Source organism: Methylobacterium sp. Leaf118, assembly GCF_920984675.1.
Taxonomy (GTDB): domain Bacteria; phylum Pseudomonadota; class Alphaproteobacteria; order Rhizobiales; family Beijerinckiaceae; genus Methylobacterium.
In genome coordinates, this window is sequence record NZ_CAKLBV010000004.1 from 77,360 (window position 1) to 94,324 (window position 16,965).

16 protein-coding genes are annotated in these 16,965 nt (G+C 71.4%); 8 read left to right on the forward strand and 8 right to left on the reverse strand.

Annotated features, from left to right (window positions below; all coding sequences use genetic code 11):
- The first annotated feature begins 51 nt into the window (after positions 1–51).
- From LW587_RS03130 to LW587_RS03140, 3 genes are all read left to right on the forward strand, one after another.
- Complete coding sequence (locus tag LW587_RS03130) at positions 52–774, forward strand: invasion associated locus B family protein (protein ID WP_232628209.1); 723 nt, start codon at positions 52–54, stop codon at positions 772–774.
- Positions 775–914: 140 nt separating this feature from the next.
- Positions 915–2,153 carry a lytic murein transglycosylase gene (locus tag LW587_RS03135; RefSeq protein WP_232628144.1) on the forward strand — a complete coding sequence of 413 codons (1,239 nt, stop codon included), beginning with the start codon at positions 915–917 and terminating at the stop codon, positions 2,151–2,153.
- Between the two features lie 12 nt (positions 2,154–2,165).
- Positions 2,166–2,750, forward strand: a complete 585-nt coding sequence (locus LW587_RS03140) for an NAD(P)H-dependent oxidoreductase (RefSeq protein WP_232628145.1) — start codon at positions 2,166–2,168, stop codon at positions 2,748–2,750.
- A 3-nt stretch (positions 2,751–2,753) separates the two neighbouring features.
- Here LW587_RS03140 and LW587_RS03145 read toward each other — a convergent pair whose 3' ends face one another.
- Together LW587_RS03145 and LW587_RS03150 are read right to left on the reverse strand one after the other, a co-directional pair.
- A complete protein-coding gene (locus LW587_RS03145; RefSeq protein ID WP_232628146.1) occupies positions 2,754–3,149 on the reverse strand; it encodes a GFA family protein in 396 nt (131 codons plus the stop codon).
- Between the two features lie 156 nt (positions 3,150–3,305).
- The gene (locus tag LW587_RS03150) at positions 3,306–4,658 is read right to left on the reverse strand and encodes a dicarboxylate/amino acid:cation symporter (RefSeq protein WP_232628147.1); all 1,353 of its coding nucleotides are present in this window, start codon (positions 4,656–4,658) and stop codon (positions 3,306–3,308) included.
- A gap of 332 nt (positions 4,659–4,990) precedes the next feature.
- Between LW587_RS03150 and LW587_RS03155 the strand changes: the two genes are divergently transcribed.
- Positions 4,991–6,826, forward strand: a complete 1,836-nt coding sequence (locus LW587_RS03155; protein ID WP_232628210.1) for a sensor histidine kinase — start codon at positions 4,991–4,993, stop codon at positions 6,824–6,826.
- Positions 6,823–8,178 carry a sigma-54-dependent transcriptional regulator gene (locus tag LW587_RS03160; RefSeq protein WP_232628148.1) on the forward strand — a complete coding sequence of 452 codons (1,356 nt, stop codon included), beginning with the start codon at positions 6,823–6,825 and terminating at the stop codon, positions 8,176–8,178. Before LW587_RS03155 ends, LW587_RS03160 begins: the two co-directional genes overlap by 4 nt.
- 109 nt (positions 8,179–8,287) lie before the next feature.
- On the opposite strand, the gene gatB is transcribed toward LW587_RS03160, so the two are convergent.
- The 6 genes from gatB to LW587_RS03190 all read right to left on the reverse strand — a co-directional run bounded on the left by gatB (position 8,288) and on the right by LW587_RS03190 (position 13,768).
- A complete protein-coding gene (gene gatB, locus LW587_RS03165; protein WP_232628149.1) occupies positions 8,288–9,760 on the reverse strand; it encodes an Asp-tRNA(Asn)/Glu-tRNA(Gln) amidotransferase subunit GatB in 1,473 nt (490 codons plus the stop codon).
- 182 nt (positions 9,761–9,942) lie between these two features.
- Positions 9,943–10,725: a class I SAM-dependent methyltransferase gene (locus tag LW587_RS03170; RefSeq protein WP_232628150.1), complete on the reverse strand. Its 783-nt coding sequence runs from the start codon at positions 10,723–10,725 to the stop codon at positions 9,943–9,945.
- 56 nt (positions 10,726–10,781) lie between these two features.
- Positions 10,782–11,669 carry a cation diffusion facilitator family transporter gene (locus tag LW587_RS03175; protein WP_232628151.1) on the reverse strand — a complete coding sequence of 296 codons (888 nt, stop codon included), beginning with the start codon at positions 11,667–11,669 and terminating at the stop codon, positions 10,782–10,784.
- 81 nt (positions 11,670–11,750) lie between these two features.
- Positions 11,751–11,978: a hypothetical protein gene (locus tag LW587_RS03180; protein ID WP_232628152.1), complete on the reverse strand. Its 228-nt coding sequence runs from the start codon at positions 11,976–11,978 to the stop codon at positions 11,751–11,753.
- 10 nt (positions 11,979–11,988) lie between these two features.
- Positions 11,989–12,237 (reverse strand): hypothetical protein, encoded by a 249-nt coding sequence (locus tag LW587_RS03185; protein ID WP_232628153.1) that lies wholly within the window; start codon positions 12,235–12,237, stop codon positions 11,989–11,991.
- Between the two features lie 67 nt (positions 12,238–12,304).
- Positions 12,305–13,768, reverse strand: a complete 1,464-nt coding sequence (locus LW587_RS03190) for an FAD-dependent monooxygenase (protein WP_232628154.1) — start codon at positions 13,766–13,768, stop codon at positions 12,305–12,307.
- Positions 13,769–13,875: 107 nt separating this feature from the next.
- On the opposite strand from LW587_RS03190, the gene queA reads away from it, so the two are divergent.
- Genes queA through tgt form a run of 3 tightly spaced genes read left to right on the forward strand, consistent with a single transcriptional unit; the run spans position 13,876 to position 16,957 of the window.
- Positions 13,876–14,970 (forward strand): tRNA preQ1(34) S-adenosylmethionine ribosyltransferase-isomerase QueA, encoded by a 1,095-nt coding sequence (gene queA, locus LW587_RS03195; protein ID WP_232628155.1) that lies wholly within the window; start codon positions 13,876–13,878, stop codon positions 14,968–14,970.
- Positions 14,967–15,776, forward strand: a complete 810-nt coding sequence (locus LW587_RS03200) for an aminoglycoside adenylyltransferase domain-containing protein (RefSeq protein WP_232628156.1) — start codon at positions 14,967–14,969, stop codon at positions 15,774–15,776. The genes queA and LW587_RS03200 overlap by 4 nt, the downstream gene beginning before the upstream one ends.
- A 29-nt stretch (positions 15,777–15,805) precedes the next feature.
- Positions 15,806–16,957, forward strand: coding sequence for a tRNA guanosine(34) transglycosylase Tgt (tgt, locus tag LW587_RS03205; RefSeq protein ID WP_232628157.1), 1,152 nt, complete (start codon positions 15,806–15,808; stop codon positions 16,955–16,957).
- Positions 16,958–16,965: the final 8 nt, after the last annotated feature.

The window sequence follows — 16,965 nt, forward strand, 5'->3', positions numbered from 1 at the left end:
CCGCACGGCGAGGCTAGGCGGCGCAGACCCATCTGCAGGAGCCTTTTCATGTTGCCCCCCCTTCGCCGGACCCCGTCGTTCGCGGCGCTTCTCCTGGCCGGGCTCGTGATCGCCGCCCTGCCGGCCTTCGCCCAGGATACCGCGCCGGACGCGAGCCCGGAGGCGGCCCCCGAGGAAGCGCCCAAGCCCAAGCCCAAGCCCCGCCGGCCGCCGCCGAAGCCCAAGCCGGCCGAGGAAGCCAAGGAGCCCGCGAAAGAGAATGCCGGCTCTCCCGTCACCACCGGGCCCGTGCTGGAGCCGGCAGCGCCCGCCGGTCCGGCGACCTGGCCGGCCGGGGCCCGCTCGGTGAGCGAGAGCTATGGCGACTGGACCATGAACTGCAATCGTGAGGAGAGCCGCACCGATTGCGTGGTCATCCAGTCCCAGGGGGACCGCAAGACCGGCAAGCGCCTGTTCAGCGTGGAGCTTCGGGCGCCGAAGGACGGACGCGCGGAAGGGCTGATCCTGATGCCGTTCGGCCTGCAGATCGAGCCCGGCGTCTCGTTCAAGCTCGACGACCGGGCACTGGGCAAGGGCGCGCCCTACTCGACCTGCATCGGCGACGGGTGTCTCGTGCCGATCTCGCTGCCGACGCTGGCAACGGACGCGATGAAGACCGGGCAGAATCTGACGATCACCGCCGCCAAGCCGGACACCCAGGATCCGACGGTCATCACCGTGCCGCTCTCGGGCTTCGCGGCCGCGTTCTCCCGGGCCAGCGCCTTCGGCCACTGATCCATCGCGGTCCGGGGGGCGGCCGCGGGCTGCCCGACGGCGCGCCCGGCCCCACCGGGTCTTTCCGCGGTCACGAGGGGCGCAGCGGTGCTAGGATGCGCCCGCCCGCGACAGGTCGCGGGAGCCCGATGGGATCGTTCATGCACCTCCTCCTCCGCCGGCTCGCCCCGGCGCTGGCGCTTCTCTCGGCCGGCGCGGCCCATGCGCAGGAACCGGCCCCGACGCCCCCCGGCTTCGAGGCCTGCCTGGGCACCTTGGCGGCGCTCGCCCGGGAGCGCGGCGTGCCCGCGCCGGTGGCGGAGGGCGCGCTGGCCGGCCTGACGCCGGACCCGGCGGTGCTGTCCGCGACCAAGACGCAGGCCGAGTTCGTCAAGCCGATCTGGGACTATCTCGACGCCAACATCACGCCGGAGACGATCGCGGCCGGACAGGCCAAGCTCGCGGAATGGGCGGAGGTGCTGGGCCGCATCGAGGCGGCGTACGGCGTCGACCGGCACGTGCTCGTCGCCTTCTGGGGCGTGGAATCGGGCTACGGCACGGTGCTGGACAATCCCGCCATCGTCCGCCCGGTGATTCCCTCGCTCGCGACTTTGGCCTGCGGCGACCCCGGCCGCGCCACCCTCTGGCGAGACGAGCTGACCGGCGCCCTGACGATCCTGGCCCAGGGCGACGCCGACCGGGAGCGCATGACCGGCTCCTGGGCCGGCGCCATGGGCCACACCCAGTTCATGCCGACCGCCTTTCTCAAACACGCCGTCGATTTCGATGGTGACGGACGGCGCGACATCTGGCGCTCGGTGCCCGACGCGCTGGCCTCGACGGCAAACTTCCTGAAGAATTCCGGATGGCGCCGGGGCGAGAGCTGGGGGCTGGAGGTTACGGTGCCCGCGGGCTTCGATTACCGCCTCGCCGACGAGACCACCGAACGGACGTTCGCGGAGTGGCAGGCGCTCGGCCTGGCGCCGGCCGGCCCCGGGAGTTTCCCGGACGGGGCCGATCGGCGGGCGACCCTCGTCGTGCCCACGGGCGCCCGAGGCCCCGCCTTCCTCCTGGAGCCGAACTTCAAGGTGATCCTGCGCTACAACACGGCGCTCTCCTACGCGCTGACCGTCGCCCATCTCTCGGACCGGCTGGCGGGCAGGCCCCCCTTCACCCGGGACTGGCCGCGCGGCGACCGGATGCTGACGACCGAGGAGCGCACCGACCTTCAGACCCGGCTCGAGGCACTGGGCCATCCGGTCGGGGGTGCCGACGGCAAGATCGGCCCCAAAACCCGGGCGGCGATCCGTGCCTTCCAGGCGGGAAGCGGCCGCGTGCCGGACGGCTATGCCGAGGCCGGGCTGCTGGAGGCGGTGCGAGCGGCCCCGCAGGGACGGTAGGGTCTTCGGCCCATGCGCGTCCTTCTGGTCCGTTGCCATCCCCGGCCCGACAGCTTCTCCGCAACGCTTGCCGCGGTGGCGGAGGCGGCCCTCGTGGGCGCGGGCCACACGGTCGAGGTCATCGATCTCTACGCCGAGGGCTTCGACCCGCGGCTCGGGTGCGAGGAGCGGGGCACCTATTTCGAGGAGGCGGCGATCCCGCCCGACCTCGCCGGGCATGTCGCCGCCCTGCAGCGGGCGGAGGGGCTGGTCTTCGTCTACCCGACTTGGTGGTTCGGACCGCCGGCGATGCTTAAGGGCTGGTTCGATCGGGTCTGGCGGCCGGGCGTCGCCTTCAGCCTCGGTGGCCTGCGCGCCCTCCAGCCGCGCCTCGTGTCCATCCGCCGGATCACGGTGGTGACAACCTACGGCTCGCCCCGATGGCTGCTCTGGCTCGTCGGCTGGCCGGATCGGCGCCTGTTCAAGCGCGGCATGTGCGTGCTCTGCGCGCCGCGCTGCCGCCTCGACTGGATCGCCCTCACCGGAATGGACACCGCCGGGCAGGGGGCCCGGCAGCGCTTCGTGGCGCGTGTGCGCCGGCGGCTCGCGGCCGTCTGAGCGTCAGCCGGCCGGATAGCGCGCGAAGGCCGGCAGCTGGTGGGCGTCCTCCATCCAGGCGATCCGCTCGGCGACTTGGATATGCACTTGCGCCGGAAGCGCCTCGGGCGTGTCGAGCGTGCCGGTCTGCACGTCGATCAGCCCCGGCAGCGTCTGTTCGTTGACGTAGAACAGGCCGGTGCCGCAGCGTCCGCAGAAGTGCCGCCGCCCGTGCTCGGACGAGTGATAGACCGTGGGCTCCCCCTCGATCGTCACCTGCTCGGCCCGCACCATCGCCCAGCCGACCATCGGCGCGCCCGCATGGCGCCGGCAATCGGAGCAGTGGCACAGGGCGCAGTGCATCACCTCCTCGGACATCGCGTAGGTGATCGCTCCGCAATGGCAGCGTCCGCTCAGCATGGGTTCCTCGCGTCTCGTCCGGATCGACGGGCAGGATAGGCGCGGACGGGGGTGCCATAAACCAGGAAACCGCGGCGGCCGGTGACGGCTGCCGCGGTTTCCCTTCACGGGCGGAACGGAGGGGAGGGAGGGTAGCGCTCCGCCCGGAGCTCGAATCTACTCGGCGGCCTGGAGGACCGGGACGGCGGGCGCCGCCACGACCGTCTCGACGGTCTCGCCGTTGAGGGCGGCGCGGAGCTGGTCCTCGTCGACCTCACCTTCCCAGCGGGCGACCACGATGCAGGCCACCGCGTTGCCGATGAAGTTGGTGAGGGCGCGGCACTCCGACATGAAGCGGTCGATGCCGAGGATCAGCGCCATGCCGACGACGGGCACGGAGGGAACCACCGCCAGCGTCGCGGCCAGGGTGATGAAGCCCGAGCCGGTCACGCCCGCCGCGCCCTTCGAGGAGAGCATGGCGACGAGGAGCAGCAGGATCTGCTCGCCGAAGGTGATCGGCGTGTCGGTGGCCTGGGCGATGAAGAGCGCGGCCATCGTCATGTAGATGTTGGTGCCGTCGAGGTTGAACGAGTAGCCGGTCGGGACGACGAGGCCGACGACGGGGCGCGAGCAGCCGGCCTTTTCCATCTTCTCGATGAGCGAAGGCAGGGCCGACTCGGAGGAGGAGGTGCCGAGCACGAGCAGCAGCTCTTCCTTGATGTAGCGGATGAGCTTGATGATCGAGAAGCCGTTGTAGCGGGCGACGGCGCCGAGCACGCCGAGCACGAAGATCGCCGAGGTCAGGTAGAACGCGCCGACGAGGTAGGCGAGGTTGGCGAGCGAGGAGATGCCGTACTTGCCGATCGTGAAGGCCATCGCGCCGAAGGCACCGATGGGGGCGACCTTCATGATGATGTTGACGACGCCGAAGATGGCTTCCGACAGCACCTTGATGATGTCGAGGACCGGCTTGCCCTTCTCGCCGAGGAAGGCGAGGCCGAAGCCGAACAGCACCGAGAAGAACAGAACCTGGAGGATCTCACCGCCCGCGAAGGCGCCGACGGCGGTCGTCGGGATGATATTCATCAGGAAGTCGCCGATGCTCTGCTCCTTCGCCTTGCCGGCGTAGGTCGCGACCGACTTCGGATCGAGGGAGTTCGGATCGATGTGCAGGCCGTGGCCGGGCTGGAGCACGTTGGCGACGATCAGGCCGACGATGAGCGCCAGCGTCGAGAAGGTGATGAAATAGATCAGCGCCTTGCCGCCGACCCGACCGACCTTCTCGAGATTGGTCATGCCGGCGATGCCGGAGACCACGGTGAGGAAGATCACCGGCGCGATGATCATTTTGACGAGCCGGATGAAGGCGTCGCCGAGCGGCTTCATGTCGGCGCCGAGCTTCGGATAGAAATGGCCGAGCGTGATGCCGATGGCCACCGCGAGCAGCACTTGGAAATAGAGCGTGCGGTAGAAGGGCTTCGGCGCGGGTGGCGCGTGCGGCGCGGTCAGCGGGGACGGTATGGCAGCCATGGGGGCTCTCCCTGTCGTTCGTGTCTTCGTCGGTCGGATCGGGCCGCCGGGCCCTTTGGGCTCCCCGGCACCGTCCGGTCTTGCTTTTGGCCTTCCGGCACACAGCTCTGCGGTTTAGGCATGACTGCGTTTCGCAAAATGAATGGCAACCGGCGTGCCACACCGACGGGGCTCGTAACTTTTTGCTAACTCCCTGAAATGAGTATCATTTTCTTGCACTTTGCCGGGTCCGGTCCGCGGACCCTTGCGGGTTTCCGCACGGGGGCTCGAGAATGGTTCCGGAAATCCGGAACGAGGCCGGCCCCGTGACCGGGCTCGACGCCGGGCCGCGCATGCCGAGCCGTCAGGGCTTCCTGATCCTCGCCGGCCTGACCGCGATGGCGCTGGCGGTCTGGCTCGGGGGAAGCCTCGCGGAACGCCTCGCGCTGACCGACCTGCGGCGCAGCGCGCTCTCCACCCTGGGGCTCCAGGTGACGGCCCTGAGCGCGGAGATGCAGCGGCAATCCTCGCTTCCGCTGGCCCTCGCCACCGATCCGGAGATCGCCCGCGTGGTCCGGCCCGCGCCGGTGCCCGGCCTCGTCGAGGGCGTCAACGGACGGCTCGCGGAGATCGCCCGGGCGACCGGCTCGGCGGTGATCTACGTGATCCGGGCGGACGGCGTGACGGTGGCGGCCAGCAATGCCGGCGACCCGCGCAGCTTCATCGGGAATTCCTACGCGTTCCGCCCCTACTTCCAGCAGGCGATGGAGGCGGGGGCGGGCTCGCAATTCGCCCTCGGCACCGTGAGCGGGCGGCCGGGCTTCTATCTCGCCCGGCGCCTGCCCGCCGCCGCCGGCGTCGTCGTCGTCAAGATCGAGTTCGACGCCATGGAAGCAGCGTGGCGGGCGGCCGGCGAGACCGTGTTCGTGGCCGATCCCCGCGGCATCGTGCTGGTCGCGAGCGAGCCCGGCTGGCGCTTCTCGACCCTGCGGGGCATCGACGAGGGCGAGCGGCAGGCCGTCCGCGCGGCGCTCGAGTTCGGGCAGGCGCCGCTCGGCTCCGTGCCGATCTTTCCGAGCGGCGCCGCGCCCGATCTGGTGCGCGTCGGCGGCGGTCCGCGCCCGGCGTGGCCGGCCCTGATGCTCGACACGCTCATTCCGGGCACGTCCTGGCGCCTGCATACCGTGACGCCGATCGCGGCCGCGGTGGAGCGCGAGCAGGTCCAGGGGCGCACGATCGCGCTGCTCGCCACCGGCCTCGCCTGGGCCGCCCTCGCGGCTTGGCTCGGCCGGAGGCGGCGGATGCGGCTGCGCCTCGCCGAGGACAGCGCGCGGCGGGAGGAGCTGGAGCGGCGGGTGGCCGAGCGCACCCAGGCGCTCAGCGACGCCAACCGCCAGCTCGTGGCCGAAATGGAGGAGCGGCGCCGCTCGGAGGCCGAGCGCGAGCGGCTCGGGCGCGAACTGGCCCAGGCCGGCCGCCTTGCGGCGCTCGGCCAGTTCGCGGCCAGCATGGCCCACGAGATCAACCAGCCGCTCGCCGCGATCCGCTCCTACGCCGACAACACCGCGATCCTGGTCCGCCGTGGCCGGGTCGAGGACGCGGCCGAGAACGTCTCCGCCATCGGCCGGCTGACGGAGCGGATCGGCGGCCTCACCCGGCAGCTGAAGGGCTTCGCCCGGCGCGCCTCGGGCCGGCGCGAGCCGGTGCGGCTCGCCGAGATCGTCCGGGGCAGCCTGGAAGTGGTGGCATTCCGCGTTGGTGAAGCGGGCCCGTGCCTCGACGTGCCGGAGCTCGATCCCGCGCTCGCCGTGCTCGGCGACGGCCCGCGCCTGGAGCAGGTCGTCGTCAACCTGCTGCAGAACGCCCTCGACGCAGTCGCGGGCCAGGCGGGGGCCCGCGTCGCGCTGACCGTCGAGGCGGGAGCGGACCGGGTGACGGTCTGCGTGGCGGATAACGGCCCCGGCATCCCGGAAGCGGTGCGCGCCCAGGTGTTCGACGCCTTCTTCACCACCAAGCCCGAGGGGCTCGGCCTGGGGCTCGCCATTTCCCGCGGCATCGTCGAGGAATGCGGCGGCACCCTGACGGTGACCTCGGGGTCCGAGGGCACCGCCTTCAGGATGGAGCTTTTGCGCGCGCGCGAGCCGGCTCCGGCGACCACCCCCGCAACCCTTCCCCTGGAGGCGTCATGAGCAGCGAGTCCCCCTCGGAGCGCATCGTCTTCGTCGACGACGAGGCGGACGTGCGGCGCGCCAACCGCCAGAGCCTGGAACTCGACGGCTTCGCGGTCGAGACCTTCGACAACGCCGAGGCCGCGCTCGCCGCGATCCGGGCGGAGCCGCCGGGCGTCCTCGTCACCGACGTGCGCCTGCCCGGGATCGACGGACGCGCCTTGTTCGATCGGGTCCGCGCCGCCGATCCCGACCTGCCGGTGATCCTCATCACCGGCCACGGCGACATCTCCATGGCGGTGGCGGCCATGCGCGGGGGCGCCTACGACTTCCTCGCCAAGCCCTATCCGGCCGAGGCGCTGATGGCCTCCGTGCGCCGCGCCCTCGAGCACCGCCGCCTCGTCCTGGAGAACCGCCGCCTCCGCGCGCGTCTCGACGCGGCGATCGAGGAGGACCCGGCCTTCCTCGGCATTTCGCCGGAGATCGTGCGCCTGCGCCGCCTCGTGCGCGACGTCGCCTCGGCCGATGTCGACGTCCTGGTGCTCGGTGAGACCGGCTCGGGCAAGGAGGTGGTGGCAAGCGCGCTGCACCGCTGGAGCCGGCGCGCGGCGAAAAACTTCGTCGCGATGAATTGCGGCGCCCTGCCCGACAGCGTGGTCGAGAGCGAGCTGTTCGGGCACGAGGCTGGCGCCTTCACCGGCGCCCTGAAGCGGCGGGTCGGGCGGATCGAGCACGCCCAGGGCGGAACCCTGTTCCTCGACGAGATCGAGAGCATGCCGCTCGGGCTCCAGGTGAAGCTGCTGCGCGTGCTCCAGGAGCGGGTGGTGGAGCCGCTCGGCACCAACGAGCGCAGGCCGGTCGACATGCGGGTGGTCTCGGCCACCAAGGTCGATCTCGGGCAGGAGGCCGCCGCGGGCACGTTTCGCGACGACCTCTATCACCGGCTCAACGTCGTCACCGTGGCGATCCCGCCGCTGCGGGAGCGCCGGGAGGACATCCTGCTGCTGTTCCAGCACTTCCTCGTGCGGGCTGCCACCCGGTTCGGCCGCACGCCGCCGCCGGTGACCGCAGCCATGCGCGATCACCTCACCCGCCATACCTGGCCCGGCAACGTGCGCGAACTCGACCATTTCGCCGAACGCTGCGCCCTGGGCCTGCCCGGCCAGGGCCTCGCCCCGACCGGGGCCGCGGAGGCGCAGACGGCGCAGACCCTCTCCGAGCAGGTCGAGCGGTTCGAGCGCGGTCTGATCCGCGAGGAGCTGATCATGGCCGGCGGCGACGTGCGGCAGGCGGCCGAGTCCCTCGGCGTGCCCCGCAAGACCCTCTACGACAAGATCGCCCGCTACGGGCTCGCCCCGACGGATTTTCGGTAGAGCGCTTTCCGGCGAAGCGGATGCCGGTTCGTTGCAAGACGGCGCATCAGAACCAAAACGGAGAGGCGCGAACCCGACCCAACGTGGTCGGGCACGGCGATTGGCACGACTACTCGATCCCGAGCTTGTCCTTCAGCAGGGCGTTGACCGCGGCCGGGTTGGCCTTGCCGCCGGTCGCCTTCATGGTTTGGCCGACGAACCAGCCGAGCAGCGTCGGCTTCGCCTTGGCCTGCGCGACCTTGTCGGGATTCTTGGCGATGATGTCGTCGATCGCCGCTTCGATGGCGCCGGTATCGGTGACCTGCTTCATGCCGCGGGTCTCGACGATCACGCGCGGGTCCCCCCCCTCGGACCAGACGATCTCGAACAGGTCCTTGGCGATCTTGCCCGAGATCACGCCCTCACCGATGAGATCGACGATCTGACCGAGCTGCTCGGCGGAGATCGGCGTGGCGTCGATGCCGAGCCCCTCCTTGTTGAGGCGCCCGAACAGCTCGTTGATGACCCAGTTCGCCGCGGCCTTGCCGTCGCGGCCCCGCGCCACCGCCTCGAAGTAATCCGCCGAGGCGCGCTCGGCCACGAGCACGCCGGCATCGTAGGAAGAGAGGCCGAAATCCCTGATGAAGCGGGCCTTCTTGGCGTCCGGCAGCTCCGGCAGGCCCGAGGCGAGGCCGTCGACGAAGGCCTGGTCGAATTCGAGCGGCAGCAGGTCGGGATCGGGGAAGTAGCGGTAATCGTGCGCCTCTTCCTTCGAGCGCATCGAGCGGGTCTCGCCCTTGCCCGGATCGAACAGGCGGGTCTCCTGATCGATCCGGCCGCCATCCTCCAGGATCGCGATCTGGCGCCGCGCCTCGGTCTCGATCGCCTGCCCGATGAAGCGGATCGAGTTGACGTTCTTGATCTCGCAGCGGGTTCCGAGGCCGTCCCCGGGGCGGCGCACGGAGACGTTCACGTCGGCGCGCAGGGAGCCCTTCTCCATGTCGCCGTCGCAGGTGCCGAGGTAGCGCAGGATCGTGCGCAGCTTCGTCACGTAGGCCTTGGCCTCCTCCGACGAGCGCAGGTCGGGGCGCGAGACGATCTCCATCAGGGCGACGCCCGAGCGGTTGAGATCGACGAAGCTCTTGGTCGGGTCCTGATCGTGCAGCGACTTGCCGGCATCCTGTTCGAGATGCAGCCGCTCGATGCCGACGGTGATCGCGCCGCCATCGGGCAGATCGACCAGCACCTCGCCCTCGCCGACGATCGGGTCCTTGTACTGCGAGATCTGGTAGCCCTGCGGCAGGTCCGGATAAAAGTAGTTCTTGCGGTCGAACACCGAGCGAAGGTTGATCTTCGCCTTCAGCCCGAGGCCGGTGCGCACCGCCTGGGCCACGCATTCCTCGTTGATGACGGGCAGCATGCCGGGCATCGCCGCATCGACCAGCGAGACGTGGTCGTTCGGCTCGGCCCCGAACTCCGTGGAGGCGCCGGAGAACAGCTTGGAGCGGCTGGTGACCTGGGCGTGGATCTCCATGCCGATCACGACCTCCCAGTCGTGCAGCCCGCCCTTGATGAGCTTCTTGGGATCGACGCGCTCGGTCATGGTTCTTCGCGATCTTCCGTTCAACGCCGCCGGACCGACGCAGGTCGTGCGGGATGTGTAGGGAGGGGGTGCCGGACGGGTCAAGCGCCGCGTCCTCGATCCGATCGGCTGGTTGCGGCGCCGGGTCTGTGCGCCGCATCCCCGGTGTTCCCGGGCGCCGGAGGCCCGCTCTCGGGGCGATCTCAGGTCGGCGGCACCGCCCCGGGCCGCCGGGCCACGAGGGTGACGGACGGCCCGTTCGCGAAGTCCGGATCGTCGGCGATCACCGTGGTCTCGGACAGGCCGTAATGGGCGAGCACCCGCATCAGGTCGGGCAGTTCCATCCAGCGCGTCTTGCTCCGGTTGCCGCCCCAGAAGGTCGCGATCTTCCGGTCGTAATAGGTCACCTCGTGCAGGGTGAGACGCATCCCCTCGTGGTCGACCGGCCGGGGGGTGTAGCCGCGCAGGCGGGGCTGCGCGCGGTAATAGTGGGTCCAGATGAAGAGCCGGTCGGTACGGGCGGCGGCGAGCCGGATCAGCTCCACCGGGTCGAGCATGTGGTAGAGGATGCCGCAGCAGAAGATCATGTCGTAGCGCGGCCCCGGCGCTTCGAGATGGCGGCTCACATCGCCGAGCAGGAAGGTCGAGCGGGTGAGCCCGGCGATGTTCTTGACGATGAGCGACTTGACGAAGGCCTCCGAGTTCGACTCGACCGCCGTGACGCTCTTCGCCCCGAGGCGTTCGAGCTGGCAGGTATGGGCGCCCTCCAGCGGCCCGAGTTCGAGCACGTCGTAGCCCTCGAGGCGCCCGTTCACGCCGAGATGCTCGGCCGCCTGCCGCGGGCGCGGATCGAGGTGGAAGCCCGGCAGCCCCCCGCCCGGAAGACCCGGCGCCAGCTCGCTGAGGTCGCAAGCCCAGCGGTCGGCGAACAGGTCGGTCGCGTTGCGATGGCTCGGCGTGGTGGTGACGAAGACGCGCTGGCTCATGGCACCGTGCTGGAAAACTGCGCCCGCCGCGTCAAGCCCCGGGGCGGTGGGGTGCCTCAGATCACCGGCACCCCGCGCTGCTTCGCCTCGTCCCCGGGTTCGACGTGGATCACCACCACGGCGCCCTCGATCTCGCGTTCGATGACGGTCTCCAGCCGGTCGCAGATCGCGTGGGAGGTCGCCACCGACATCTCCCCCGGCACCACGAGGTGGAAGTCGATGAAGGTGGCGCTGCCGGCATGGCGGGTGCGCACGTCGTGCGCCTCGAGCGCTCCTTCGCCATGGGTCGAGATCAGGGCGCGGATGCGGGTGATCATCTCGGGCGAGGCCGCCTTGTCCATCAGGCCGCTGACGGAATCGCGCACCATGCTCCAGCCCGACCACAGGATGTGCAGGGCCACGAGCCCGGCCACCACCGGATCGAGCACCAGCGTGCCGGTGGCCAGGACCAGCCCGACGCCGAGCAGCACGCCGCACGAGGTGACGACGTCGGCGAAGATGTGCCGGGCATCCGCGATGAGCGCGGGCGAGCGCAGCGCCCGGCCCCGGCGCAGCAGCACGAAGGCCCAGCCCGCGTTGATCGCGGAGGCGACGCCGTTCACGGCGAGCCCCAGAGCGGGGGCATCAAGGGGCTGCGGATTGAGGATGCCGAGATAGGCCTCGCGCAGGATCAGCAGAGCGGCGACAATGACGAGCGCCCCCTCGATCACCGCCGAGAAATACTCGGCCTTGTGATGGCCGTAAGGGTGGTCGTCGTCGGCCGGGCGGGCGGCGACCCGCACGGCCAGGAAGGCGCAGGCCGCCGCCACCACGTTGATGATGCTCTCCAGCGCGTCCGAATAGAGCGCGAGGCTGCCGGTGAGCCAGTAGGCGACGAACTTGAGCGCCATCACGACGACGCCCACGGCGGCGCTGGCGAGCGCGGCGTTCTCGGTTCGGGTCATGACGGCTTCTGGGGTGGGACGCGACGCCCCGCCCATAGGCCGCACCACCCCCGAAGGCCACGGCAAAGGGTTTAGCTTGGGCTATCGCGCCGACGCCGCCACGCTGGTCTCCGAGGGGGCGAGGCGTCCACGGGCGATCTCCTTGGCGCGGCAGCGCTCGGCCATCTCCCGGGCGCGGCGCCCGCGCCGGGCGTAGCCGCGGGCGAGCCAGCCGAAGCGCGTGCGTTCGGCCAGCCCCTCGAAGCGGGCGGCCTCCCGTTCCCAGTAGCGCAGGAGCTGCGCGTCGAGGGTCTCGTGGGGAATCGTCATCGGGCGGGCCTCACTCCTGGGGCGCGGGCGGCGCCTCGGTCTCCGCGACGACGAGCCCGTCCGGATCGTCCCGGAACGAGCCCGCCCCCCGGTTCGGGAGCGGCTGGCCCGGCGTGCCGAAGGGCTCGCTCGGATAGGCTTCGTGGAATCGCCGCCGCGCATCGTCCGGGTCCTCGGCCTTCAGGCGGATCTGCGGGCTCTGGGGCAGGGGCCAGCGCGGATCGGCGGGATCGCGCGGCTGCAGGGCGTACCATCTCATCGCGGGCGTCGGTCCTCGTGGTCGGAGCGGTGGCTCAACGCGCGAGAAGCAGGCCGGCTGCATCGGGTCATCCGGGCGCGAGACGGGCGAGGTAGCGTTCGGCCGTGTTCCAGTCCTGTGCGCCCGCGGTGAGCCCGACATAGCCGTCGGGCCGCACCAGATGCAGCCGGCCGTCCGGGGAGGGGCGGGACTTGGGGGCGAGGAGGGTCGGGAAGTGGCCGGCGAGGGCGTCGCCCCGGTTCTCGTCCGCCGCGTAGAGCACGAAGCGCGGCGCCGCACCCGCGCCGGGGGGCGGCCCGGCATCGTGCTCCGGCGGCCAGCGCAGGCCCGAGCCCGGCCCTTCGGAGAGCGGGCCGTCCGGATAGCCGTTCTCGATCTCGCTCATCGTCGCGGCCATGCGATCGCGCACCGCATGGAAGCCGAGCAGCACCCGCAGGGCGAGGTTGCGGGCAGCCTGGGCGGCCGGGTTGGCCAGGGTCGCGACCTCGGTGAGGCGGGTGGCATTGCGCAGAACCATCACGCCGACCGCCTCGCGCTCCGGGCCGTAGCTGTCGAGCAGGTCGGGCGCGGCCTCGCCCCGCATCACCAGCGCGAGCTTCCAGGCGAGGTTCACCGCGTCCTGCATGCCGGTGTTCATGCCCTGTCCGCCGGCGGGACTGTGGATGTGGGCCGCGTCGCCCGCCACGAACACCCGATCCGTCCGGTACTGCGCGACCTTGCGCTCGTGGATGCGGAAATGGGCGAGCCAGACCGGGTCGGCGACCCGGATGCCGGCCCCGGCCCGGGCCGCGACCACGGCCCGCACGTCCTCGAGCGTCGGCTCGGGCCGGGGATGAGCCGGATCGATCCGGCCCACCGTCGCGACGATGCGGGCTCGCCCGCCGGGAATCGGGAAGATCACGAACGGCCCGTCCCGATGGAGGTAGACCGCGATCTCGTCCGGCGCCGGCGCACCCGGGCCGTCGAGGCGGACATCGGCAAGCAGCCACGCATCGCCCTGCGCCTGTCCCTCGAAGGTGAGGCCGAGGCCGTGGCGCACACTGGAGTGGGCGCCGTCGCAGCCGATCAGGAAGGGGGTGGCGACGCGCTCCTCGCGCCCGTCCGGATGGTGCAGCCACGCCTCCACCGCATCGGGCCCCTGCGCGAAGCCCGTGAGCGCCACCGACCGCTCGATCGCGACGCCGAACCCCGCCAAATGCTCCGTCAGAAGCCGCTCGGTTTCGGATTGGGGGATCATCAAGGCGAAGGCGTAGGCGCTGGCGATCTCCGAGAAGCGCGAGCCGCCGAGCACGCGGCCGTCGCTGCGCAGGGTTGCGCCCCGGGCGCGCAGGCCCGCGGCCAGGAAGGCGTCCGTGCAGCCCATCCGGTCCATGAGTTCGAGGGTGCGCGACCAGACCACCAGCGCTTTCGACGTCCGCGTCGGCTCCGGACAGAGGTCGATCAGGCGCACGCCGACCCCGTAGCGCGCCAGTTCGCAGGCGAGCGTCAGGCCGACCGGCCCGGCCCCGACGACGAGGAGTCTGTCGGACATGGATCGTCCTCGCGCGTCCGGCGATGCCGGTCTCCTGCATGCGCCTCGGCCCCGAGCGGATCAACCCGCATTTGCCTCCGCGCCGTCTCCGTGGCTATGCCGCGCGGATGCGCGTGGACCTGTTCGATTTCGATCTGCCCGAGGCGCGGATCGCGCTGCGCCCGGTGAGCCCGCGCGACGCGAGCCGCCTGCTCGTGGTGCGGCCCGGAGCGCCGCTCGCCGATCGCGGCGTGCGCGACCTGCCCGCCTGCCTTGCGCCCGGCGACGTGCTCGTCTTCAACGACACGCGGGTGATCCCGGCCCGCCTCACCGGCATCCGTCACCGCGCAGGCGGCAGCGGCCAGCGCTGCGAGGCCATGCTCCACCTGCGCGAGGCCCCCGACCGCTGGCGCGCCTTCGCCCGGCCCGCCAAGCGGCTCGCCCCCGGCGATCGCGTCCGGTTCGGGCCGGCGGGGGAGGGCGCGGGCGAGACCTGCGCCCTGACCGGTCTCGACGCCACGGTGGAGGCGAAGGGGGAGGGCGGCGAGATCACCTTGCGCTTCGACCTCGCCGGCCCCGTCCTCGACGAGGCGATCGCCGCCTTGGGAGCCCTGCCGCTGCCGCCCTACATCGCGGGCAAGCGCGCCACCGACGCGCAGGACGCGACCGACTACCAGACGATCTATGCCCGCGAGCCCGGCGCCGTCGCGGCCCCCACCGCGGGCCTCCATTTTTCGGACAACCTCCTCGCGGCCATCGACAACGCCGGGATCGGGCGGGCCCACGTGACGCTGCATGTCGGCGCGGGCACCTTCCTGCCGGTCAAGGCGGACGACACCGACGCGCACCGCATGCATGCCGAGATCGGGACGATCGACGTCGCCACCGCCGAGCGCCTCAACGGCGTGCGCGCCCGCGGCGGCCGGGTGGTCGCGGTCGGAACCACGGCGTTGCGCCTGCTGGAGAGTGCGGCCGGGTCTGATGGCACGATCCGCCCCTTCGCCGGCGCCACCGAGATCTTCATCACGCCGGGCTATCGTTTCCGTGCGGTCGATGCGCTGGTGACGAACTTCCACCTGCCGCGCTCGACCCTGTTCATGCTGGTCAGCGCCTTCTCCGGCCTCGACACCATGCGCGCGGCCTACGCGCACGCGATCGCGCAAGGCTACCGCTTCTACTCCTACGGCGATGCCAGCCTGCTGTTTCCGGACCGGGCCGGATGAGCCGGGGCGCGCCGCTCCCGGCGGAGGTCGAGGCCGTGCTCCGCGCCTTTCGCGACGGACTCGAAACGGAGGGGGCGCCGGCGCTTCGCGGCCTCTACTTGGTCGGCTCGCTCGCCCTCAGCGACTATCGGCCCGGCGCGAGCGACATCGATTTCGTCGCCCTCCTCGATTCGGCCCCTTCGGCCGAGGCCGTCGAACGGCTCGCACGGGTTCATGCCCGGCTCACGACGGGCGGCGGGCCCCTTCTCGATGGCGTCTACCTTCCCGCCGGCCTGCTCAGGCAGCCGGCGCCGGGAGAGGCCGCGGTGCCCTTCAGCGTCGACGGTCGGCTCCGTACCGATCGGCCCTGCCGCGAGGCGAGTCCCGTGGTCTGGCGCTGTCTCGCCCGGAACGGACGCACCGTCCTCGGCATCCCACCGTCCGAACTCGGCATCGCCGACGACGACGCGACCTTGCGGGCGCATCAGCTCACCAACCTACACGGCTACTGGCGCGACTGGATCGCGGACGCCGAGACGGCACTCAATGCGAAGGCGCCGGGCGACGATGCGAACGCCGCCGCGCTCGCCTGGGGCGTCCTCGGCGTCAGCCGCATCGCCTGCACGCTCGCGACCGGTACGATCGTCTCGAAGCGGGAGGCCGGCGCTTTCGGGCTCCGCACCGATCCGCCGTCCTGGCATCCGGTGCTCGCCGAGGCGCTGTCCATCCATCGCAGCGGCCCGGAGCGGGTGCCGGTGACGCATCTGCACGCGGCGCTCGCCTATATGCGCTTCGTCATCGACCAGGCTCCGGGCTATCAGCCGTGAGCCGTTCCCCGATCCCAGCATCCGAGACCATGACAGAGCCCTTCCCGGCCTCCGACGACTTCCGCTTCGTGGTCCATGCCCGCGACGGCCAAGCCCGCACCGGGGCGATCACCATGCCGCGTGGAACGATCCGGACGCCGGCCTTCATGCCGGTCGGCACGGCCGCGACCGTCAAGGCGATGTATCCCGCTCAGGTGCGCGATCTCGGGGCCGACGTCGTGCTCGGCAACACCTATCACCTGATGCTGCGGCCCGGCCCGGAGCGGATGGCGCGGCTGGGCGGCCTGCACAGCTTCATGCGCTGGGACGGCCCGATCCTGACCGATTCCGGCGGCTTCCAGGTCATGTCGCTCTCGGCTTTGCGCAAGATCGACGAGGACGGCGTCACCTTCCGCTCGCATGTCGACGGCTCGTCGCACCGGATGAGCCCGGAGCGCTCCATCGAGATCCAGGGGCTCCTGGGCTCCGATATCCAGATGCAGCTCGACGAATGCGTGCGGCTGCCCGCCGACCACGCCACCATCGAGCGGGCGATGCATCTCAGCCTGCGCTGGGCCGAACGCTGCCGCGTCGCCTTCGGCACGCAGCCGGGCAAGGCGATGTTCGGCATCGTCCAGGGGGGCGACGTGCCGGCCCTGCGCGTCGAGAGCGCCCGGGCACTCACCGACCTCGACCTCAAGGGCTACGCCATCGGCGGGCTCGCGGTCGGCGAGCCCCAGGCGGTGATGCTCGCCATGATCGAGACGGTGGAGCCGCACCTGCCCGCCCACAAGCCGCGCTACCTCATGGGCGTCGGCACGCCCGACGACCTGATGCAGTCGGTGATGCGCGGGATCGACATGTTCGACTGCGTGATGCCGACCCGGGCCGGGCGCCACGGCCTCGCCTACACGCGGCACGGCCGGATCAACCTGCGCAATGCCCGCCACGGGGAGGACGTGCGCCCCCTCGACGCGGCCTCCGATTGCCCGGCGGCGCGCGACTATTCCCGGGCCTATCTCCACCATCTCGTCCGCTCGGACGAGATCCTCGGCATGATGCTCCTGACCTGGAACAACCTCGCCTACTACCAGTCGCTGATGGCCGGGATGCGCGGCGCGATCGCCGACGGTCGGCTCGCGGAGTTCGTCGCGGCGACCAAGGCGGGCTGGGCCCGCGCCGAGGCCGCCGAGCACGCGTGAATGCGCCG